At 72.2% G+C, this 20,286-nt stretch carries 18 protein-coding genes; 13 read left to right on the top strand and 5 right to left on the bottom strand.

The features are described from left to right. Nucleotides 1-3 precede the first annotated feature (3 nt). The 5 genes from AC07EJ_RS38175 to AC07EJ_RS38155 all read left to right on the top strand — a co-directional run bounded on the left by AC07EJ_RS38175 (nucleotide 4) and on the right by AC07EJ_RS38155 (nucleotide 4,091). The gene (locus tag AC07EJ_RS38175) at nucleotides 4-1,341 is read left to right on the top strand and encodes an FtsX-like permease family protein (protein WP_478885973.1); all 1,338 of its coding nucleotides are present in this window, start codon (nucleotides 4-6) and stop codon (nucleotides 1,339-1,341) included. Nucleotides 1,342-1,480: 139 nt separating this feature from the next. Continuing rightward, complete coding sequence (locus tag AC07EJ_RS38170) at nucleotides 1,481-1,867, top strand: cell division protein SepF (RefSeq protein WP_389480174.1); 387 nt, start codon at nucleotides 1,481-1,483, stop codon at nucleotides 1,865-1,867. Between the two features lie 91 nt (nucleotides 1,868-1,958). Then, on the top strand, nucleotides 1,959-3,107 hold the full coding sequence (locus AC07EJ_RS38165) for an AAA family ATPase (protein ID WP_393583094.1): 1,149 nt from the start codon (nucleotides 1,959-1,961) through the stop codon (nucleotides 3,105-3,107). Then, complete coding sequence (locus AC07EJ_RS38160) at nucleotides 3,104-3,436, top strand: nucleotide pyrophosphohydrolase (protein ID WP_389480180.1); 333 nt, start codon at nucleotides 3,104-3,106, stop codon at nucleotides 3,434-3,436. Before AC07EJ_RS38165 ends, AC07EJ_RS38160 begins: the two co-directional genes overlap by 4 nt. 175 nt (nucleotides 3,437-3,611) lie before the next feature. After that, nucleotides 3,612-4,091, top strand: coding sequence for a DUF6099 family protein (locus AC07EJ_RS38155; RefSeq protein ID WP_389480182.1), 480 nt, complete (start codon nucleotides 3,612-3,614; stop codon nucleotides 4,089-4,091). Between the two features lie 75 nt (nucleotides 4,092-4,166). Here AC07EJ_RS38155 and AC07EJ_RS38150 read toward each other — a convergent pair whose 3' ends face one another. Then, nucleotides 4,167-4,364 carry a hypothetical protein gene (locus AC07EJ_RS38150; RefSeq protein WP_389480185.1) on the bottom strand — a complete coding sequence of 66 codons (198 nt, stop codon included), beginning with the start codon at nucleotides 4,362-4,364 and terminating at the stop codon, nucleotides 4,167-4,169. A 308-nt stretch (nucleotides 4,365-4,672) separates the two neighbouring features. Then, entirely contained in the window at nucleotides 4,673-5,596 is a 924-nt protein-coding gene (locus tag AC07EJ_RS38145; protein WP_389480188.1) for an LLM class F420-dependent oxidoreductase, read from the bottom strand. Nucleotides 5,597-5,700: 104 nt separating this feature from the next. Here AC07EJ_RS38145 and AC07EJ_RS38140 point away from each other — a divergent pair, with 104 nt between their 5' ends. The 4 genes from AC07EJ_RS38140 to argF all read left to right on the top strand — a co-directional run bounded on the left by AC07EJ_RS38140 (nucleotide 5,701) and on the right by argF (nucleotide 12,228). Beyond that, nucleotides 5,701-7,230 carry a 3' terminal RNA ribose 2'-O-methyltransferase Hen1 gene (locus tag AC07EJ_RS38140; protein ID WP_478885972.1) on the top strand — a complete coding sequence of 510 codons (1,530 nt, stop codon included), beginning with the start codon at nucleotides 5,701-5,703 and terminating at the stop codon, nucleotides 7,228-7,230. After that, complete coding sequence (locus tag AC07EJ_RS38135) at nucleotides 7,227-9,818, top strand: polynucleotide kinase-phosphatase (RefSeq protein WP_478885971.1); 2,592 nt, start codon at nucleotides 7,227-7,229, stop codon at nucleotides 9,816-9,818. The genes AC07EJ_RS38140 and AC07EJ_RS38135 overlap by 4 nt, the downstream gene beginning before the upstream one ends. A gap of 76 nt (nucleotides 9,819-9,894) precedes the next feature. Next, nucleotides 9,895-11,118 (top strand): arginine deiminase, encoded by a 1,224-nt coding sequence (locus AC07EJ_RS38130; RefSeq protein WP_389480197.1) that lies wholly within the window; start codon nucleotides 9,895-9,897, stop codon nucleotides 11,116-11,118. Nucleotides 11,119-11,220: 102 nt separating this feature from the next. Further along, the gene (argF, locus tag AC07EJ_RS38125; protein ID WP_393583088.1) at nucleotides 11,221-12,228 is read left to right on the top strand and encodes an ornithine carbamoyltransferase; all 1,008 of its coding nucleotides are present in this window, start codon (nucleotides 11,221-11,223) and stop codon (nucleotides 12,226-12,228) included. A 28-nt stretch (nucleotides 12,229-12,256) separates the two neighbouring features. Here the strand turns inward: argF and AC07EJ_RS38120 are convergent, their stop codons facing one another. Further along, nucleotides 12,257-12,781 (bottom strand): ATP-binding protein, encoded by a 525-nt coding sequence (locus tag AC07EJ_RS38120; RefSeq protein WP_389480203.1) that lies wholly within the window; start codon nucleotides 12,779-12,781, stop codon nucleotides 12,257-12,259. A gap of 238 nt (nucleotides 12,782-13,019) precedes the next feature. Here AC07EJ_RS38120 and AC07EJ_RS38115 point away from each other — a divergent pair, with 238 nt between their 5' ends. Further along, nucleotides 13,020-13,847 (top strand): enoyl-CoA hydratase family protein, encoded by an 828-nt coding sequence (locus AC07EJ_RS38115; protein ID WP_389480206.1) that lies wholly within the window; start codon nucleotides 13,020-13,022, stop codon nucleotides 13,845-13,847. Further along, complete coding sequence (locus tag AC07EJ_RS38110) at nucleotides 13,832-16,135, top strand: bifunctional salicylyl-CoA 5-hydroxylase/oxidoreductase (protein ID WP_389480209.1); 2,304 nt, start codon at nucleotides 13,832-13,834, stop codon at nucleotides 16,133-16,135. The genes AC07EJ_RS38115 and AC07EJ_RS38110 overlap by 16 nt, the downstream gene beginning before the upstream one ends. On the opposite strand, the gene AC07EJ_RS38105 is transcribed toward AC07EJ_RS38110, so the two are convergent. Both AC07EJ_RS38105 and AC07EJ_RS38100 read right to left on the bottom strand, forming a co-directional pair. Continuing rightward, nucleotides 16,110-16,946: a PaaX family transcriptional regulator gene (locus tag AC07EJ_RS38105; RefSeq protein ID WP_478885970.1), complete on the bottom strand. Its 837-nt coding sequence runs from the start codon at nucleotides 16,944-16,946 to the stop codon at nucleotides 16,110-16,112. The two genes, AC07EJ_RS38110 and AC07EJ_RS38105, sit on opposite strands and share 26 nt — an antisense overlap. 4 nt (nucleotides 16,947-16,950) lie before the next feature. After that, a complete protein-coding gene (locus AC07EJ_RS38100) occupies nucleotides 16,951-18,585 on the bottom strand; it encodes an AMP-binding protein (RefSeq protein ID WP_478885969.1) in 1,635 nt (544 codons plus the stop codon). Between the two features lie 151 nt (nucleotides 18,586-18,736). On the opposite strand from AC07EJ_RS38100, the gene AC07EJ_RS38095 reads away from it, so the two are divergent. Continuing rightward, nucleotides 18,737-19,867, top strand: coding sequence for an acyl-CoA dehydrogenase family protein (locus AC07EJ_RS38095; RefSeq protein ID WP_478885968.1), 1,131 nt, complete (start codon nucleotides 18,737-18,739; stop codon nucleotides 19,865-19,867). Further along, entirely contained in the window at nucleotides 19,864-20,274 is a 411-nt protein-coding gene (locus tag AC07EJ_RS38090; RefSeq protein WP_389480220.1) for a RidA family protein, read from the top strand. The genes AC07EJ_RS38095 and AC07EJ_RS38090 overlap by 4 nt, the downstream gene beginning before the upstream one ends. Nucleotides 20,275-20,286: the final 12 nt, after the last annotated feature.

The raw sequence follows: 20,286 nt of genomic DNA, 5'->3' as shown, positions 1-20,286 counted from the left end.
GCCGTGTTCGCACTCGCCCTGCGCTCCGTCCGGCTGCGCCCCGGACGCCTCCTCGCGACGCTCCTGTCCGCGTTCCTCGGCGCGGCGATCACCATGACGTTCAACTCGCTGCACGACACGGCGGGCGCCCCCGGCGTCGACCACGTCAGCGCGGACACCCTCACCACCGCGGCGAGCGTCGTCGGCGGGTACGGAACGCTCCTCGTGTTCTTCGCCGTCGCCTCCACCCTGACCGTCAACGTCCGCCAACGCACCGACGAGATCACCCTCCTGCGCCACACCGGCGCCACCCCCGCCCAGATCAAGCGCATGATCGTCGGTGAGTCCGTGATCGTCGCCCTGGCCGGTTCGGCGCTCGCCGTCGGACCCGCGATGCTCGGCGGCAACGCCCTGCTCGACGTGTTCAAGGACAGCGGCCAGGTCGCCGACGGCGTCAGCTACGTATTCGGTCCCGTCGCCCTCATGTCGGGCGTCGCCATCACCCTCCTCGCCTCGGCGGGCGCCGCGTTCCTCGCGGTGCGGCGGGCCACGAGGGCGGCCGCCGGGATGCGTCAAGAGCGGGGCGGGGCACGCAAGTTCGCGGCCTGGGCCGCACTCGCCGTCGGCACCGCCGGTGTCCTTTGCACCTTCGCCATGAAGCCCACCGACGCGGCCCTCATGGCGGCGCCCGCCTACGGCGCGATTCTGCTCTCCATAGGCTTCGCGCTCCTGTCCCCGGCCCTGCTGCACCGCTTCCTCGGCCGCGCGGAACCCCTGCTCACCGCACTCACCGGCGCGAGCGGCTATCTGACGGTACGGAACATGCGGCAGCGCGCCGACGAGCTCTCCGGCGTCCTGATGCCGCTGATCCTCTTCACCGGCATGGCCACGGCCACCCTCTACATGCAGGCCGTCGAGAGCGACGCGATCAAGGCGTCCGGCGTCGCCAAGTCCGTCGGGGACAAGAACCTGGAGACCCTCAACTTCGTGGTCGTCGGCATCATCGTCGTCTTCGCCTGCGTCATGCTCGTCAACACCCTGTACGCGGCGACCTCCTACCGGGCCGGCGAGTTCGGCCGGCAGCGCCTCGCCGGTGCCACGCCGGGCCAGGTCCTCGGGACGGTCGGGCTCGAGAGCCTCGTCCTCACGGTGACGGGTGTGTTCTTCGGCACGGTCGCCGGCCTCGCGGGAATCGTGCCCTTCACCGCGGTCCGCACCGACTCGCTCCTGCCCGGCCAGGGCCTCGGCATCTGGCTCACGGTCGTGGCCCTGGCGGCCATGGCGACCCTCGTGACCAGTCTGGGCACGGCCCGCAGGACCCTGCGCGTCAGGGCCGTGGACGCCGTCGCGGTCGTCGCCTGAACCCGGATCAGCCCGCCCGGCACGGTCCGCGCCCGCCACCACGGCGGATGCGGACCGTGTCGCTGTTGGGCTGAACGGGTGACTTGGCGTAAGAATGGCGGGTGCAGAAAAAAGTACGAGCCCGGACGGGGTGGGGGCAGTGAACAGCCACGACGTCACTGACGAACAATGGGAAGGGCTCGCCCAGGTCGTACCTTTGCGCGGCCGGAACGCATGGCCGTCGGCGGTCGACCACAGGGCCGTTCCCGAAGCGGAGACCGAGGCGCGGCGACGGTTCGTCGTGCTGCGGGTCAATGTGTTCGCGGACGCCCGCGAGGTCGCCGAGACCGTGATGACGGGCATCCCCGTGCTGCTCGACCTCAGCGGTGCCGAGTCCGATGTCGCCAAGCGCGTCCTGGACTTCAGCAGCGGAGTGGTCATGGGCCTCGGCTGCGGAATGCACCGCGTCGACCGCAATGTCTTCCTGCTCGCCCCTCCCGGCGCCGAGGTGCAGGACTTCGTCGCGGGGGCTGTTCCCCGGGCATAGCCGCCCGGCCAGGGCCACCGGTCCCCCGATCGTAGGAAGGTCCGTCCGGAGGAACGGTTCGCCGGACCCGCCGCCGCATACCGTCCGGAACATGAGCTTGCTCGCGCGGGGCGCACCCCCGGCCCCCAAGGACCGGCCGAGCGTCACCGAACTGCGGCTCTCCGCCTTCGCCGCGCACCGCGGCGCAAGCTTCCCGCTCGGCCCGCTGACCCTCTTCACCGGGCCGAGCGGCAGCGGCAAGTCCAGCGCCCTGAAGGCCTACGAAGGTCTGGCCCGGCTCGGCGGCGGCGCGGCTCTCGACGAGGTGTTCCCCGACCCGTCCGCCTGCGTGCCGGACCGGGCCCGGCCCGACGCGCAGCGACGCCGCGGCTTCCGTGTCGGCTGCACCGTCACCGGAGCCCTCGGACCGGTCCGCCTCGATCTCGCCGTCCAGGCGGAACCCGAACTGCGCATCGTGGGCGAGCGGTTGACCTGCGACGGCCGCACCCTCCTGGAGACCGCCCTGCGCGACCCCGGACGCCGCGTCGTCCAGGCCGCGTGGCACACGGCGGGCGCGACCCCGGTGACCCGCGCGCCCCTGCCGGACGACCTGCTCGGCACGGCGCTCCTGCCGCTGCGCGTCGCGGGCAGGACGGAGGGCCAGCGACTCGTCATCGCCGCCGCCGAACAAGTGGTGGTCGCCCTGCGCTCCGTCTTCTCCTGCGACCCCCAGCCGGCCCGCATGCGCAGCCCCGCCCCGGCCGCCGCCGACCGCCTCCTGACCGGTTGCGACAACCTCGCCGCCGTCCTGTGGCGCACCCGCTCCGAGTGCGGCACGCGGCACGCGCTGCTCGTCGCCGCCGCCCGGGCCGGCTGCGCGGGACCCGTCGTCGACGTCCTGTCGGAGGACCTCGGCAACGGAACGGTACGGGCCGTGCTCGACCGCGGTGACGGCCTGCGCACCCCCGTCGACCGGCTCGGGGACGGCGAGTTGAGATACCTGGCGCTCGCCCTGGTGTTGCTCACCGGCCCCCGGGTGCTCGCGGTCGACCCGGTGGCGGAGGTCCCCGAGGCGTACCAGACGCTCACCGTCCTCGCCGACGGCCTCGACCGCAGCCTGGACCCGCGGCAGCTGAGGGAGCTGACGGCGCTCGCGGTGCGGATGTGCGGGCGGGGGCACATCCGCCTGGCGGGGGCGGTCGGCGACGGGAGGTGGGCGGCGCGGGAGCACGGCGCGGCGGTGGTAGACCTGGGGCCGTGACAGAACTTGATGTGGCGGGGCTGCAGCGCCGACTGGCCCGGTTCGCGCAGGCCAGGAACTGGGAGCAGTACCACACGCCGAAGAACCTGGTCGCTGCGCTGAGCGTGGAGGCGTCCGAACTGGTCGAGATCTTCCAGTGGTTGACGCCACAGGAGTCGGCCGACGTGATGACGGACCCGGAGACCGCGCACCGGGTGCGTGACGAGGTCGCGGACGTCCTCGCGTATCTGCTGCAACTGTGCGAGGTGCTCGGGATCGACGCGCTGGCGGCCCTGTCGGCGAAGATCGACCGCAACGAGGCACGGTTTCCGGTGCCGGGGGAGGGCTGAGGCCGGCGGCCGAGACGGGCTGGAAGGGCCGCACGACCGTTCTTGTCACTCTATGGAGTCACAGAATTATCAACATTGGATTCCGTGTCCACAGATTTCGGTCGTCCTCTGGCTTTTCGCCTCTCTGACCCTCACTCTGGGTAGTGGACAAGGGAGTTCAGGACGGGGGCGGCGTATGGACGCGGTGCGACTCATCAGGGCGAGCCGACGGGCCCTGGCGGAGAGCCAGGACGCGCCGGCCATCACGCGGGAGGCATGGCAGGCCCAGGCCCTCGCACAGGCCATGGGGAACAGGCTGGCGCGGGAGGGCCCGCCGGAGCTGAGGGGCGAGGCACTCGGACTCAGCGAGGCGGGCGGCAGAGGCTGCTCGGGCTCGGCGATCCCGGTCATCGGCGCGGGCGGCATACGGGCGGCGCAGCTCACGGACCTGCCGGAGGCGCAGAAGGCGTTGACCGGTCTGGCCGCGCTGCTCGGGGAAGTGGGGATCGCCCTCGTGGGCATCGCCAGCGAGGCGGAGGAGGAGGGGGATTACTGGCACTGCATGGATGCCATCGACGCCGCGGACGAATCACGCGACAGGGCCCTCGAGATAATCCGCCGGCTCATCCTGCGCCACGACGCGATGTCGGAATCGGAGCCGGACTCGGCGGCGTAGGGGGCCGCCAAGCCGGTGCGGCGGCGGGCTTCGGGGGCGCACCGGCATCGGTGCGACGCGCGCGCCCCCGGCGGGTCAGAGGCGGTGGCCCTCGTCGGCGGACGGGGCGCCGGGTCCGGTGGACTGCTGAAGGTCGGCGTCGAGTTGGGACAGATCCGCGTTGAGCGCGGCCATCAGCTCTTCCATCTGCTGGAGCAGCCCCTTGGGCGCGCCCTGCTGATCCGGCAGGGCCGGTTCGTGCACGACCTGTTCGGACATGGCTTCCTGGGACATGACGGCCTCCTCGGCCCTCGCCCTCCCCGCGGGGGGAAGGCAGTTGACGCAAGCATCGCCCGGCAGCGGCGGCCGCCGCCGATGCGGGTGCCGGGCGGTCCGGCTCCGCCCGAGGCAACGATCACTCGCGTGGCCGGGTCACTGGCGCGGGCACCGGCCACGTGCCCGGTTGACGGATATTCACCCGACAGGGGCGGGGCCGGAGCGCCGGGACCGGCGGAGTTGACGCCCCGCGGTGCAGCAGGGCGGCGGCGCGGTCGCACGGCGCTCAGGCCCCCGCGAGCCCGGCATGATCCGAACGAGAGGCCCTAGGACAGCTGGGGCATCACCTCGGTGGCGATCAGCTCCAGGTGGTCCAGGTCAGTCAGGTCGAGCATCTGGAGATACATCCGCTGCGAGCCGACGGCCTGGTACGCGGCGATCCGCTCGACGACCTCGGCCGGCGACCCGGCGAGCCCGTTCGCCTTGAGCTCGGCCACATCGCGGCCGATGATGGCGGCGCGGCGCCGCACGTCGGCGTCGGTCTTCCCGACGCACGCCACCAGGGCGTTGGAATAGACGAGGCTGTCGGCGCTGCGGCCGCGCTCCGTCGCCGCCGCACGTACGCGCTTGAACTGCTGATCGGTGTCGGCGAGCGAGGCGAACGGGATGTTGAATTCGTCGGCGTACTGCGCGGCGAGCGCCGGGGTCCGCTTGGCGCCGTGCCCGCCGATCAGAACCGGCACCTTGCTCTGCTCCGGCTTCGGCAGCGCGGGGCAGTCCTTCAGCTGGTAGTACGTGCCGTTGAAGTCGAAGTGCTCGCCGACGGGCGTACTCCACAGGCCCGTGACGATGGCGAGTTGCTCCTCCAGGCGGCCGAACTTCTCCTTCGGGAAGGGGATGCCGTAAGCCTCGTGCTCCGCCCCGTACCACCCCGAGCCGAGGCCCAACTCCACACGGCCGCCCGACATCTGGTCGACCTGCGCCACCTGGATCGCGAGGACGCCGGGGAGGCGGAAGGTGCCCGCGGTCATCAGCGTGCCCAGGCGGATCCGCTGTGTCTCGCGGGCGAGCCCGGCCAGCGTGATCCAGGCATCGGTGGGGCCGGGGAGCCCGTCGGCGGAGCCCATGTGCAAGTAATGGTCAGACCGGAAAAACGCTCCGTAATTGAGGTCTTCAGCGGCCTTCGCGACGCGGAGAAGCGTCGCGTAGGTCGCGCCCTGCTGCGGTTCTGTGAAGACTCGAAGATCCATTCATCCATCATGCACCGGTCACTTCTGGTGACCTTTTAGAACCGCAGCGTCCCCGGAGGGAAATGCGTGGTCGGAGGCGGTACGGGCGGACCATACTCGGACGCGTGTTCCTGACGATCAGTACGACCGGCACCCCAGAATGCCCCGCGACCGACCTCGGGTTTCTGCTGCACAAGCATCCCGACAACGCGCAGGCGTTCTCCACCTCGCACGGAACCGCGCACGTCCTGTACCCGGAGGCGTCCGCGGAGCGCTGCACCGCGGCGCTGCTCCTGGAGGTGGATCCGGTCGCGCTCGTGCGCCGCGGCAAGGGCAAGGGCCGTGGCGGCGCCCCGGACGCGGCGCTCGCGCAGTATGTGAACGACCGGCCGTACGCCGCCTCGTCCCTGCTCGCGGTGGCGATCGGCAACGTGTTCTCCAGTGCCCTGCGCGGACAGTGCAAGGCCAGGCCCGAGCGGGCCGAGCAGCCGATGCCGCTGCGCATCGAGGTGCCCGCGGTGCCCGCGCGCGGCGGGGCGGCGCTGGTGCGCCGGCTCTTCGAGCCGCTCGGCTGGGCCACGGTGACGGCCGACCCGGTGGCGCTCGACGAGCAGTTCCCCGAGTGGGGCGACTCGCGCTATGTGCGTCTCGTCCTGGAGGGCGAACTGCGTCTCGCCGAGGCACTGCGGCACCTGTACGTGCTGCTCCCCGTGCTCGACGACGCCAAGCACTACTGGGTGTCGGACGACGAGGTCGACAAGCTGCTCCGGGCGGGTGAGGGCTGGCTGCCCACGCACCCCGAGCAGAAGCTCATCACCAGCCGCTACCTCTCGCGGCGGTGGGCGCTCACCCGCCGGGCCATGGAGCGCCTGGAGCTGGTGCGGCTCGCCGAGACGGACGACACCGACGTCGAGGACATCGACAACGCCGTCGACGAGGCGACGGACACCGAGGAGCAGCCCGTACCGCTGGCCGTTCAGCGGCGCGACGCCATCATCGCCGCGCTCAGGGCGGCCGGGGCCGGACGCGTGCTCGACCTGGGCTGCGGGCAGGGCCAGCTGGTGCAGGAGCTGCTCAAGGACACCCGGTTCACCGAGGTCGTGGGAGTCGACGTGTCGATGCGGGCCCTGACGATCGCCGCCCGGCGCCTCAGGATCGACCGGATGGGCGAGCGCCAGGCCTCCCGCGTCACGCTGCTCCAGGGCTCGCTCGCGTACACCGACAAGCGGCTCAAGGGGTATGACGCGGCGGTTCTCAGCGAGGTCGTCGAGCATCTCGACCTGCCCCGGCTGCCCGCCCTGGAGTACGCGGTGTTCGGCTCCGCGCGGCCGAGGACGGTCCTCGTGACGACGCCGAACGTCGAGTACAACGTCCGCTGGGAGTCCCTGCCCGCCGGGCACGTGCGGCACGGCGACCACCGCTTCGAGTGGACCCGCGAGGAGTTCCGCACCTGGTCGCGCGCGGTGGCCGAACGGCACGGCTACGGCGTCGAGTTCGAGCCCGTAGGACCCGACGACCCCGAGGTCGGCTCGCCCACGCAGATGGCCGTCTTCACCCTGACCGACCAGACTCTGACCGACCGGACCCGGACCGACCAGGCCCGAACCCATCAGACCCGATCCGCCCCGAGCCCGAAGGAGGCGAAGGCCGCATGACCACCACCTCCGGTTCCCACGCTCGTACGCTCCCCGTCACCGACCTGTCCCTCGTCGTCCTCGTCGGCGCCTCGGGGTCCGGCAAGTCGACGTTCGCGCGGCGGCACTTCAAGCCCACCGAGATCATCTCCAGCGACTTCTGCCGGGGGCTCGTCGCCGACGACGAGAACGACCAGAGCGCCAGCCGCGACGCCTTCGACGTGCTCCACTACATCGCGGGCAAGCGCCTCGCGGCCGGGCGCCTCACCGTCGTCGACGCGACCAACGTCCAGCAGGAGAGCCGCAAGCAGCTCGTCGACCTGGCGCGGCAGTACGACGTGCTGCCCATCGCCGTCGTCCTCGACATCCCCGAGGAGGTCTGCGCCGCGCGCAACGCGGAGCGCGCCGACCGCGCCGGCATGCACCGCCGCGTCATCTCCCGGCACACCCGCGAACTGCGGCGCTCCCTGCGCCACTTGGAGCGCGAGGGCTTCCGCAAGGTCCACATCCTGCGCGGCGCCGAGGAGGCCGACAGCGCCGAGGTCGTACGGGAGAAGCGCTACAACGACCTCACGCACCTCACGGGCCCCTTCGACATCATCGGCGACATCCACGGCTGCGCCGGCGAGCTGGAGACGCTGCTCTCCAGGCTCGGCTACGCGGACGGTGTGCACCCCGAGGGCCGTACGGCGGTGTTCGTCGGCGACCTCGTCGACCGGGGGCCCGACTCCCCGGGCGTCCTGCGCCGCGTCATGTCGATGGTCAAGTCGGGCAACGCGCTGTGCGTGCCCGGGAACCACGAGAACAAGTTCGGCCGTTACCTCAAGGGCAGACAGGTCCAGCACACGCACGGCCTCGCCGAGACCGTCGAGCAGTTCGCGGGCGAGAGCGAGGAGTTCACGCAGGAGGTCGCACAGTTCGTCGACGGCCTCGTCAGCCACTACGTCCTCGACGGGGGCAAGCTCGTCGTCTGCCACGCGGGCCTGCCCGAGAAGTACCACGGACGCACCTCCGGGCGGGTGCGCTCGCACGCCCTGTACGGGGACACGACCGGCGAGACCGACGAGTTCGGCCTGCCGGTGCGCTACCCGTGGGCCGAGGACTACCGCGGCAGCGCGGCCGTGGTCTACGGCCACACACCGGTCCCGCAGGCCACCTGGCTGAACAACACCATCTGCCTCGACACCGGCGCCGTGTTCGGCGGCAAGCTGACCGCGCTGCGCTGGCCGGAGCGCGAACTGGTCGACGTGCCCGCCGAGAAGGTCTGGTACGAGCCGTCGAGGCCGCTGCGGACCGAGGCGCCCGGCGGGCACGACGGGCGGCCGCTCGACCTCGCCGACGTGCACGGGCGGCGGGCCGTGGAGACCCGGCACGCCGGACGCGTCGCCGTGCGCGAGGAGAACGCGGCGGCGGCCCTGGAGGTCATGAGCCGCTTCGCCGTCGACCCGCGCCTGGTCCCGTACCTGCCGCCGACGATGGCGCCGACGCCGACGGCGACGGCGACGGCGACGTCACGGGAGGACGCCCGCGGTGGAGCCGCTGGTGAAGACTTCCTGGAGCACCCCGCCGAGGCCTTCGCCCAGTACGCCGCCGACGGAGTCGGGCGCGTCGTGTGCGAGGAGAAGCACATGGGCTCGCGGGCCGTGGCCCTGGTGTGCCGGGACGCGGACGTGGCGCGCGAGCGCTTCGGCGTTCCGGCAGGGCCCACCGGCGCGCTCTACACCCGTACCGGACGGTCCTTCTTCGCCGACGAGCAGGTCACCGAGGAGATCCTCGGCCGGGTGCGCGCCGCCGTCACGGACGCGGGCCTGTGGGACGAACTCGACACGGACTGGCTGCTGCTCGACGCGGAGCTGATGCCCTGGTCGCTCAAGGCGTCGGGCCTGCTGCGCTCGCAGTACGCCGCCGTGGGCGCCGCGTCCGGTGCCGTGTTCCCGGACGCGCTCGCCGGCCTGGAAGCGGCGGCGGCGCGCGGCGTCGACGTGGGCGAACTGCTCGGCAGGCAGCGTGAACGGGCCGCCGACGCGGCCGCGTTCACGGACGCCTACCGGCGCTACTGCTGGACGACGGACGGGCTCGACGGGGTCCGGCTCGCACCGTTCCAGATCCTGGCCGTGCAGGGCCGGTCGCAGGCCGCACTGCCGCACGACGAGCAGCTCGCCCTCATCGACCGCATGGTCGAGCACGACGGGTCCGGGCTCCTGCAGACCACGCGGCGGCTCTTCGTGGACACCGGCGACGAGGCGTCGGTGGGCGCCGGTGTCGACTGGTGGCTGGAGATGACGGGCCGCGGCGGTGAGGGCATGGTCGTCAAGCCGGTCGAGCCGCTCACGCGCGACGGCAAGGGCCGGCTCGTGCAGCCGGGCATCAAGTGCCGGGGCCGCGAGTACCTGCGGATCATCTACGGTCCCGAGTACACGCGCCCCGACCACCTGGAGCGCCTGCGCGGCCGCTTCCTCGGGCACAAGCGCTCGCTCGCGATCCGCGAGTACGCGCTCGGTCTCGAGGCGCTCGACCGCCTCGCGGACGGGGAGCCGCTGTGGCGGGTCCACGAGGCGGTGTTCGCGGTCCTCGCGCTCGAGTCGGAGCCCGTCGACCCGAGGCTGTGAGCGCGCGGATGTGAGCCGCCACCCAGCTCCTTGATTGCACGGGCGCGGGCCGTCCGGCCGGGGAAAGATGGATCCCATGGGATTCCAAGTCGACTCCGAGGCCGGGCGGCTGCGCCGCGTCATCCTGCACCGCCCCGATCTGGAGCTCAAGCGGCTCACCCCGAGCAACAAGGACGCGTTGCTCTTCGACGATGTGCTGTGGGTGCGCCGGGCCAGGCAGGAGCACGACGGGTTCGCCGACGTGCTGCGGGACCGGGGCGTGACCGTGCACCTCTTCGGCGACCTGCTCACCGAGACGCTCGCCGTCGGGGACGCCAGATCCCTCGTCCTCGACCGGGTCTTCGACGAGAAGGAGTACGGGCCGCTCGCCACCGACCACCTCAGGGCCGCCTTCGAGACGATGCCGGCCACGGACCTGGCCGAGGCGCTGGTCGGCGGCATGACCAAGCGGGAGTTCCTCGACCGGCACCCCGAGCCGACGTCGGTCCGCTTCCACGCGATGGACCTCGACGACTTCCTGCTCGGCCCGCTCCCCAACCACCTCTTCACCCGCGACACCTCGGCCTGGATCTATGACGGCGTCTCCATCAACGCGATGCGGTGGCCCGCCCGGCAGCGCGAGACCGTCCACTTCGAGGCGATCTACCGGCACCATCCGCTGTTCCGCGACTCGGGCTTCCACCTCTGGTCGCAGGGGCAGGCCGACTACCCCTCCACGATCGAGGGCGGGGACGTCCTGGTGATCGGGCAGGGCGCCGTCCTCATCGGGATGAGCGAGCGCACCACCCCGCAGGCCGTCGAGATGCTGGCACACAAGCTGTTCGCGGCGGGCTCCGCGAAGACGATCGTGGCGCTCGACATGCCGAAGCGGCGGGCGTTCATGCATCTCGACACCGTGATGACGATGGTCGACGGCGACACGTTCACGCAGTACGCGGGGCTCGGCATGCTGCGCTCGTACACCATCGAACCTGGCGCGGGGGAGCGGGAGTTGAAGGTCACCGACCATCCGCCGGAGCACATGCACCGAGCCATCGCCGCCGCGCTCGGCCTCAGCGAGATCCGGGTCCTGACCGCCACGCAGGACGTGCACGCGGCCGAGCGGGAGCAGTGGGACGACGGGTGCAACGTGCTGGCCGTGGAGCCGGGCGTCGTCGTCGCCTACGAGCGCAACGCCACGACGAACACCTATCTGCGCAAGCAGGGCATCGAGGTCATAGAGATCCTGGGCAGCGAGCTGGGACGGGGCAGGGGTGGCCCACGCTGCATGAGCTGCCCGGTCGAGAGGGATCCCGTGTAGGAGCCCCGCATGAAAGCCGGACTGTATAGAAATGTGGAGCGTCGTATAGACTTCCAGTATCTCTGATGCCCTAGCCCTTTACGCGTACCCCAGGAGCGCCCCATGGCGACAGTCCGTCCCGACCTCACCGGCCGCCACTTCCTCAAGGAGGTGGACTTCACCGCCGAGGAGTTCCGCGGCCTGATCGACCTCGCCGCCGAGCTGAAGGCGGCCAAGAGGGCGGGGACGGAGACGCGGTATCTCGCGGGCCGGAACATCGCGCTGATCTTCGAGAAGACCTCCACCCGTACGCGCTGCGCCTTCGAGGTCGCCGCGGCCGACCAGGGCGCGTCCACGACCTACCTGGACCCGTCCGGCTCGCAGATCGGCCACAAGGAGTCCGTGCGGGACACGGCCCGGGTCCTCGGCCGGATGTTCGACGCCATCGAGTACCGCGGCGACAGCCAGTCCGGCGTGGAGGAGCTCGCCGCGTACGCGGGCGTGCCGGTCTACAACGGCCTGACCGACGACTGGCACCCCACGCAGATGCTCGCCGACGTGCTCACGATGGTCGAGCACTGTGCCGAGCCGCTCGACCGGATCGCCTTCGCCTACCTCGGTGACGCCCGGTTCAACATGGGCAACTCGTACCTGGTGACCGGCGCGCTGCTCGGCATGGACGTCCGGATCGTGGCGCCGCGCGCGTACTGGCCGGCCGAGGAGATCGTCGCGCAGGCCCGCAAGCTCGCGGAGGCGAGCGGTGCCCGCGTCACGCTCACCGACGACGTCGCCGAGGGCGTCGCGGGAGCCGACTTCGTCGCCACCGACGTCTGGGTCTCCATGGGAGAGCCCAAGGAGGTGTGGGCCGAGCGCATAACCGCTCTCAAGCCGTACGCCGTGACGATGGACGTCCTGCGTGCCACGGGGAACGCGGACGTCAAGTTCCTGCACTGCCTGCCCGCCTTCCACGACCTGGGTACCAAGGTCGGGCGCGAGATCCACGAGACGTACGGCCTGGACTCGCTGGAGGTCACGGACGAGGTCTTCGAGTCGGCGCACTCGGTCGTCTTCGACGAGGCCGAGAACCGGCTGCACACCATCAAGGCGATCATGGTCGCCACGCTGGCCTGACGCCCACCTGGGCAGAGGCGGGCGCGTACTACTCCGGGCTCGTCCGCTGCGCCGGTATCGCGGGAAGGGTGAACCAGACCGCCTTGCCGGACGCGGTGGGGCGATGTCCGCAGGACGAGCTCAGGGTGCGGATCAGCAGCAGGCCGCGCCCGTGCTCCTGCCACGGGTCCGGCTCCTCGGCCGGGCCGGGCAGGGTCAGATCGCCGGGCGGCGCCGGGTCCCCGTCGTGCACCTCGACCTGGCAGCCCGACGCCAGCAGCTCCACGACCAGCTCGATGGGGCCGCTCCCCGCCGTGTGCTCGACGGCGTTCGCCACCAGCTCGGCCGTGAGCAGCTCCGCCGTGTCGCTGTCGGCGGCGGGCGACTCGATCTCCGTCAGGGCCGTGCGCACCAGGGCGCGCGCGACCGGCACCGCTGCCGCTGTGTGTGGCAGCGCGATGCGCCAGGAGGTGGGGGCAGGCGGTGTGGGCACGGCGGGTCCGTTCAGGGTGCAGGTGTCCTGACAGGGGGTGACAGGGGCTGACAGCGGATGGGCTGTCCTGCTTTCAACCATACGAATGGTAAGGCGTCGTCGGAAAGAGCCGCCCGACACCCTTCTCCGGGACGTCCGTCACCCGCCTCTCTGCGTGCCCCACCACGTGCTCCCTGCCTGGGCCGAACGCCTGCGGCAGGGATCGCGTATCGCGTACTCGTGACGGAAGTCACGAAGCGGTGATAACTTCATGAGGCGACGTGCCCGAGGCAGGCGCGCCGTACCGTCCGCCGCCCCCGCCCGAGGAGGCCGCACCGCCATGAGTCCCTTCACCGGCTCCGCGCCCCGCACTGACGACTGGCGGCATCTGAGGTACGCCGTCGACGACGGGGTCGCCACCGTCACCCTGGCCCGCCCCGACAAACTCAACGCGCTCACCTTCGGCGCCTATGCCGACCTGCGCGACCTGCTCGCCGAGCTGACCCGCGAGCGTTCCGTACGCGCACTCGTCCTGGCCGGCGAGGGCCGCGGGTTCTGCTCCGGCGGTGACGTGGACGAGATCATCGGCGCCACCCTCTCCATGGACACCGCCCAGCTCCTCGACTTCAACCGGATGACCGGGCAGGTCGTACGCGCCGTGCGCGAGTGCCCCTTCCCCGTGATCGCCGCCGTGCACGGGGTCGCGGCCGGGGCGGGTGCCGTCCTCGCGCTCGCCGCCGACTTCCGTATCGCCGACCCGAGCGCCCGCTTCGCGTTCCTGTTCACCCGCGTAGGCCTGTCCGGCGGCGACATGGGCGCCGCGTATCTGCTGCCCCGTGTCGTCGGCCTCGGCCACGCGACGCGCCTGCTCATGCTGGGCGAGCCGGTGCGCGCCCCCGAGGCCGAGCGCATCGGCCTGATCAGCGAGCTGACCGACGAGGGCCAGGTCGACGAGGCCGCGCAGGCCCTGGCCCGCCGCCTCGCCGAGGGCCCGGCCCTCGCGCATGCCCAGACCAAGGCGCTGCTCACCGCCGAACTCGACATGCCGCTGGCCGCCGCCGTCGAAATGGACGCCGCGACCCAGGCCCTCCTCATGAACGGCGAGGACTACGCCGAGTTCCACGCGGCCTTCACGGAGAAACGCGCGCCCAAGTGGCGGGGGCGGTGACCGTGCGACCTCTGCGCGTGGCCGTCATCGGCGGCGGACCCGGCGGCCTGTACGCCGCCGCCCTCCTCAAGCGGCTCGACCCGCGCCGCGACGTCACCGTCTGGGAGCGCAACGCCCCCGACGACACCTTCGGCTTCGGCGTCGTCCTCTCCGACGAGACGCTCGGCGGCATCGAGCACGCCGACCCCGTCGTCCACGCCGCGCTCCAGGCCGAGTTCGTGCGCTGGGACGACATCGACGTCGTGCACCGTGGCACCCGCCATACCTCGGGTGGCCACGGCTTCGCCGCGCTCGGCCGCCGCAGGCTCCTCGAAATCCTCCACGAGCGCTGCCGGGAGCTCGGCGTGAACCTCCGCTTCCGCGCGGAGGCACCGCCGGCAGAGGAGCTCGCCCGCGACCACGACCTGGTCGTCGCCGCCGACGGAGTGCACAGCGCGACCCGCGAGGCCCACGCCGACGTGTTCCGGCCGCGCGTCGAGGAACACCGCTGCCGCTACATCTGGCTCGCCGCCGACTTCGCCTTCGACGCGTTCCGCTTCGAGACCGCAGAGACCGAGCACGGCGTGATGCAGCTGCACGGATACCCGTATTCGGCCGGTGACAGCACCGTCATCGTCGAGATGCGCGAAGAGGTCTGGCGGGCGGCCGGGTTCGACGAACTCGACGTGCGCGAGTCCGTCGAGCGCTGCGCCAAGATCTTCGCCGACGCCCTCGGCGGCCGCGCCCTCAGGTCGAACAACTCGGCCTGGACCGCCTTCCGTACGGTCGTGAACGAGAAGTGGTCGCACGGGAACGTCGTCCTCGTCGGCGACAGTGCGCACACCGCGCACTTCTCCATCGGCTCCGGCACCAAGCTCGCCGTCGAGGACGCCCTCGCGCTCGCCGCCTGCCTCCAGGAGCAGCCGACCACGGCGGAGGCGCTCGCCGCTTACGAGGCGGAGCGGCGGCCCGTCGTCGCCTCCACGCAGCGCGCCGCCCGCGCCAGCCTGGAGTGGTTCGAGAACCTCGGCCTCTATCTCGACCAGCCCTCACGCCAGTTCGCGTTCAACCTCCTCACCCGCAGCCGCCGCGTCACGCACGACAACCTGCGCCTGCGCGACCCCCGCTTCACCGAGGCCGTCGAGCACGACTTCGGCTGCCCGCCCGGCACACCCCCCATGTTCACGCCGCTGCGCCTGCGCGAGCTGACCCTGCGCAACCGCGTCGTCGTCTCGCCCATGGACATGTACTCGTCCCAGGACGGCGTCCCCGGCGACTTCCACCTCGTCCACCTCGGCGCGCGGGCCCTCGGCGGCGCCGGGCTCGTCATGACCGAGATGGTGTGCGTCAGCCCCGAGGGCCGCATCACCCCGGGCTGCGCCGGTCTCTACACGCCGGAACAGGCCGCGGCCTGGCGCCGCATCACCGAGTTCGCGCACACCCGGGCGCCCGGCACGGCGATCGGCGTCCAGCTCGGGCACAGTGGCCGCAAGGGCTCCACGCAGCTGATGTGGGAGGGCATCGACGAACCGCTCCCCGAAGGGAACTGGCCGCTGGTCGCCGCGTCCCCGCTCCCGTACAAGCCGGGCAGCCAGACTCCCCACGAGCTGACGCGGGACGAACTCGCCGATGTCCGCGAGCAGTTCACGTCTGCCGCCGTGCGCGCCGCCGACGCCGGCTTCGACCTCCTCGAGCTGCACTGCGCCCACGGCTATCTGCTGTCCGGCTTCCTCTCGCCGCTGACCAATCACCGGACGGACGCGTACGGCGGCTCGCTCACGAACCGGCTGCGCTTCCCCCTCGAAGTCTTCGACGCCGTACGCGCAGTGTGGCCCGGCGAGCGGCCCATGACCGTCCGGATCTCCGCCACCGACTGGGCGGAGGGCGGCACGGACGCGGCCGACGCCGTGGAGATCGCCCGCGCCTTCGCCGCGCACGGCGCAGACGCGATCGACGTGTCGACCGGACAGGTCGTCGCCGACGAGAAACCCGCGTACGGGCGCTCCTACCAGGTGCCGTTCGCGGACCGGATCCGCAACGAGACCGGCATCCCGGTGATCTCGGTCGGCGCGATCTCCTCGTGGGACGACGTCAACTCGCTGATCCTGGCCGGGCGCACCGACCTGTGCGCGCTGGCCCGCCCCCATCTCTACGACCCGCACTGGACCCTGCACGCGGCGGCCGAGCAGGGCTACACCGGTCCGGGTGTCGCGTGGCCGAAGCCGTACGCGGCGGGCAGCCGGCCACCGCAGACCGGCCGTCTTGACGCGCCCAAGCCCCGGCTCACGCTGGGTGGTCGAGAGCGGTGAAAGCCGCCCCCGCGAACGCCGCCCCCGCGTCCCGCAGCCGCTCGTGCAGCGCCCGGAACACGCTCGCCGACCTGATGCCCGGCCACCGGTCCGGCAGCAGTCCGGCGGGCAGTCCCGGGTCGGCGTACGGCAGATGGCGCCAGGAGTCGAGGGCGAGGAGGTAGTCCCGGTAGGCCTCCTCGGCCGGGGCGTAGCCGGGGGAGCGGTCCTGCCAGGCGGCGAGGACCGGCGCGTGCTCGTCGAGGAACGCCTCGTGCAGCGCGGTGAGACGGTCCAGGTCCCACCAGCGCGCGACCGCGTCGGCCGTCGCCGCGTAACCCAGGTGCTCGCCGCGGAACAGATCGACGTACGGCGAGAGCCCGAGGCGTTCCAGGGTGTGCCGGGTCTCCTCGTGCAGGCCCGCCGGGGCGATCCACACGCCGGGCGCCGCCGATCCGAAGCCGAGCCCGGCAAGGCGTGAGCGCAGGACGTGGCGCTTGGCGCGCTCGGCCTCCGGCACGGAGAACACGGCGAGCACCCAGCCGTCCGCCTCGCCGGCCGGCGCCCCGTAGATGCGCCGGTCGCCGTCGTCCAGGAGCTGGCGCGCGGCGGGCGACAGCGCGTACCCGGCGGCGCCCGACCCCGTGCGCTCCGGCAGGAGCAGCCCGCGCCGCTTGAGGCGGGACACGCAGGACCGCACGGCGGGCGCGTCGACGCCGACCGCGCCGAGCAGACGGATCAGCTCGGCGACCGGCACGGGGCCGGGAAAGCCGCGCCCGTAGGCGCCGTAGAGGGTGACGATCAGGGACCGGGGAGTGTGCAGCTCGGACACGTGGTCACTCTAGATCGCCGGCGGAGCGCAGCCGGAACCGCTGCAGCTTCCCGGTCGCCGTGCGCGGCAGCGAGTCCAGGAACACGATCTCGCGCGGGCACTTGTACGGCACCAGCTCGGCCGTCACGAACGCCCGCAGCGCGTCCGGGTCCCGGCGGGCACCTTCGCGCAGCACGACGTAGGCGACCGTGATCTGCCCGCGCTGCTCGTCGGGGCGGCCGATCACCGCGGTCTCCGCGACGTCCGGGTGCCGCAGCAGCGCATCCTCGACCTCGGGGCCCGCGATGTTGTACCCCGCCGAAATGATCATGTCGTCGGCGCGGGCGACGTACCGGAAGTAGCCGTCGCTCTCGCGGACGTACGTGTCCCCGGTGATGTTCCAGCCGCCGCGGACGTACGTCGTCTGCCGCTCGTCGGCGAGATAGCGGCAGCCCACCGGTCCGCGCACGGCGAGCAACCCCGGTTCCCCGTCCGGCAGTTCGGTGCCCGTTTCGTCGACCACGCGGGCCTGCCAGCCGGGCACGGGTACGCCCGTCGTCCCGGGGCGGATCGCGTCGTCGGCGGCGGAGATGAAGATGTGCAGGAGTTCCGTGGCCCCGATGCCGTTGATGATGCGGATGCCCGTCGCCTCGTGCCAGGCCCGCCAGGTCGAGGCCGGCAGGTTCTCGCCCGCGGAGACGCACCGCCGCAGCGACGCGAGGGCGTGCCCGCCGGTGCCGCCGATCCCGTCGAGGAGCGCGCGGTACGCGGTCGGCGCGGTGAACAGGACGGACACTCCGTGCTCGGCGATCGCGGGCAGCAACTGCCTCGGACCCGCCTGTTCGAGCAGCAGCGACGATGCGCCGGCCCGCAGCGGGAAGACGACGAGCCCGCCGAGACCGAACGTGAAACCGAGCGGCGGGCTCCCCGCGAACACGTCGTCCGGCGTCGGCCGCAGCACATGGCGCGCGAACGTGTCGGCTATGGCGAGGACGTCCCGGTGGAAGTGCATGCAGCCCTTGGGGCGCCCGGTCGTGCCCGAGGTGAAAGCGATCAGGGCGACGTCGTCGGCGGCGGTCGGCACGGCCTCGTACGTCTCGGGCAGTCCGGAGCCGCGGCGCAGGAGGTCGTCGGGCCCCTCGCCGCCGAACGGCGTGACGCGCAGCCCGGGGACCTCGGCCTTCACGAGGTCGTCCAGCGTCCTCGCGTCGCACAGTGCGTGCGTGACCTGCGCGATGGAGCAGATCGTCGCCAGCTCCGGAGCCCGTGCCTGCGCGAGCACGGTGACGGCGACCGCGCCCGCCTTCATCACGGCCAGCCAGCAGGTCGCGAGCCAGGGCGTGGTGGGGCCGCGCAGCAGCACGCGGTTCCCCGGCCGCACGCCCAGTTCGCCGCTGAGCAGATGCGCGATCCGGTCGACGCGGCGGCGCAGCTCCCCGTACGTCCACACCTCGCCGTCGCCCGTGCGGAAGGCGGGACGCTCCGCGCCGAACCGTTCGGCGGTGCGGTCGAGCAGTTCGGTCCCGCAGTTGAGCATGCGGGGATAGCGCAGCTCGGGGAGGTCGAAGACGAGGTCGGGCCAGAGTTCGGGCGGCGGGAGGTGGTCGCGCGCGAAGGTGTCGACGTGGGCCGACGTGTGCTGCGGCGGAGCGTCTGTCATGGCCGTGCGCCCCCTTGTCATGGTGGGCTCGCGCAAACAGGTATCGGTGGGCTCGCGGAACGAGCGTATCGTGATGGTGACGACAGTCAACGGTCCGCGATACGGTGACGGAGCCGGCCCGAGCCGCCGGCGAACCGGGAGGCGCCGCCAGATGACCGGAAAGTCCGCAGCTCCGTCATTCTCGCTCGACCCAGTACAGACCGCCTGGTGTGCGGAGCTGTGCGCGCTCGCCGCCGAGCGGCTCGCCCCCCTCGTCGAGAAGGGCGAGCCTGGCAAGGTGAACCGGCCGCTCGTCGCCGAGCTCGGCCGGCTCGGGCTCCTGGAGCGGCTGTTCCGCTCCGGCGCCCTCGACCTGTGCCTGATGCGCGAGTCCCTCGCCCGCGTCTGCACGGAGGCCGAGACCGCGCTCGCCCTCCAGGGGCTCGGCGCGCACCCCGTGCACGCGTACGGCACCGACGCGCAGCGCGCGCGCTGGCTGCCGCGCGTCAGCGACGGCACGGCCGTCGCGGCCTTCGCGCTCAGCGAGCCGGGCGCGGGCTCCGACGCCGCCGCCCTCGTCCTGCGGGCCGAGCCGGACGGCACCGGAGGCTGGTGCCTCATCGGCGAGAAGACCTGGATCTCGAACGCCCCCGAGGCCGACTTCTACACCGTCTTCGCCCGTACGGCCCAGGACGCCGGCGCCCGCGGCGTCACCGCGTTCCTGGTCCCCGCCGACCGCCCCGGCCTTTCCGGCACCCCGCTGGACATGCTCTCCCCGCACCCCATCGGCTCCCTGGACTTCGACGCGGTCCCGGTCACCGCCGACGACGTGCTCGGTGAACTTGACCGTGGCTTCCGCGTCGCCATGACCACCCTGAACCTCTTCCGCCCGAGCGTCGGCGCCTTCGCCGTCGGGATGGCGCAGGCCGCGCTCGACGCGACGCTCGACCACACCGCCCGGCGTGACGCCTTCGGCGGCAAGCTCAAGGACCTGCAGACGGTCGCCCACCAGGTGGCCGATCTCGCCCTGCGCACGGAGGCGGCCCGCCTCATGGTCTACGCGGCGGCCTCGGCGTACGACGCGGGCGCCCCCGACGTGCCGCAGCGCGCCGCGATGGCGAAGCTCCTGGCCACCGAGACCGCCCAGCACGTCGTCGACACGGCCGTCCAGTTGCACGGCGCGCGCGCCCTGCAACGCGGCCACCTTCTCGAACACCTCTACCGCGAGGTGCGGGCCCCCCGCATCTACGAAGGGGCGAGCGAGGTCCAACGCGCCATCATCGCCAAGGAGTTGTACGCGTGAGCAGCATCGAGCGGATCAACCCGCCTGAACTCTCCCCGCCCACCGGCTTCTCGCACGCCGTCACCGCCACCGGCGGCCGCCTCGTCTTCCTTGCCGGCCAGACCGCGCTCGACGCGGACGGCAAGGTCACCGGCGACACGCTCCCGGAGCAGTTCGAGCGGGCCCTGACCAACCTCCTCACCGCCCTGCGCCACGCGGGCGGCACCCCGAGCGCCCTCGCCCGCGTCACCGTCTACGCCACCGACATCGCCGACTACCGGGTCCACGCGCGCGAACTCGGCCGCATCTGGCGCGAGTTGGCGGGCCGCGACTACCCCGCGATGGCGGTGATCGGCACGACCCGCCTGTGGGACGAGCAGGCACTGGTGGAATTGGACGGACTGGCGGTCGTGCCGGACACCCCCTAGGGCCTCTCGTCA

The sequence above is a fragment of the Streptomyces sp. NPDC045026 genome (assembly GCF_056432625.1).
The sequence above is the reverse complement of the archived record's forward strand: the minus strand, read 5'-3'. Positions and strand labels throughout refer to the sequence as shown.

Excerpts from the sequence above, each read along its gene's own strand:
- AC07EJ_RS38165 (WP_393583094.1), top strand. The coding sequence starts at position 1,959 with ATGAGCTTGCTCGCGCGGGGCGCACCCCCGGCCCCCAAGGACCGGCCG.
- AC07EJ_RS38155 (WP_389480182.1), top strand. The coding sequence starts at position 3,612 with ATGGACGCGGTGCGACTCATCAGGGCGAGCCGACGGGCCCTGGCGGAG.
- AC07EJ_RS38150 (WP_389480185.1), bottom strand. The coding sequence starts at position 4,364 with ATGTCCCAGGAAGCCATGTCCGAACAGGTCGTGCACGAACCGGCCCTG.
- AC07EJ_RS38145 (WP_389480188.1), bottom strand. The coding sequence starts at position 5,596 with ATGGATCTTCGAGTCTTCACAGAACCGCAGCAGGGCGCGACCTACGCG.
- AC07EJ_RS38135 (WP_478885971.1), top strand. The coding sequence starts at position 7,227 with ATGACCACCACCTCCGGTTCCCACGCTCGTACGCTCCCCGTCACCGAC.
- AC07EJ_RS38130 (WP_389480197.1), top strand. The coding sequence starts at position 9,895 with ATGGGATTCCAAGTCGACTCCGAGGCCGGGCGGCTGCGCCGCGTCATC.
- argF (WP_393583088.1), top strand. The coding sequence starts at position 11,221 with ATGGCGACAGTCCGTCCCGACCTCACCGGCCGCCACTTCCTCAAGGAG.
- AC07EJ_RS38120 (WP_389480203.1), bottom strand. The coding sequence starts at position 12,781 with ATGGTTGAAAGCAGGACAGCCCATCCGCTGTCAGCCCCTGTCACCCCC.
- AC07EJ_RS38115 (WP_389480206.1), top strand. The coding sequence starts at position 13,020 with ATGAGTCCCTTCACCGGCTCCGCGCCCCGCACTGACGACTGGCGGCAT.
- AC07EJ_RS38100 (WP_478885969.1), bottom strand. The coding sequence starts at position 18,585 with ATGACAGACGCTCCGCCGCAGCACACGTCGGCCCACGTCGACACCTTC.
- AC07EJ_RS38095 (WP_478885968.1), top strand. The coding sequence starts at position 18,737 with ATGACCGGAAAGTCCGCAGCTCCGTCATTCTCGCTCGACCCAGTACAG.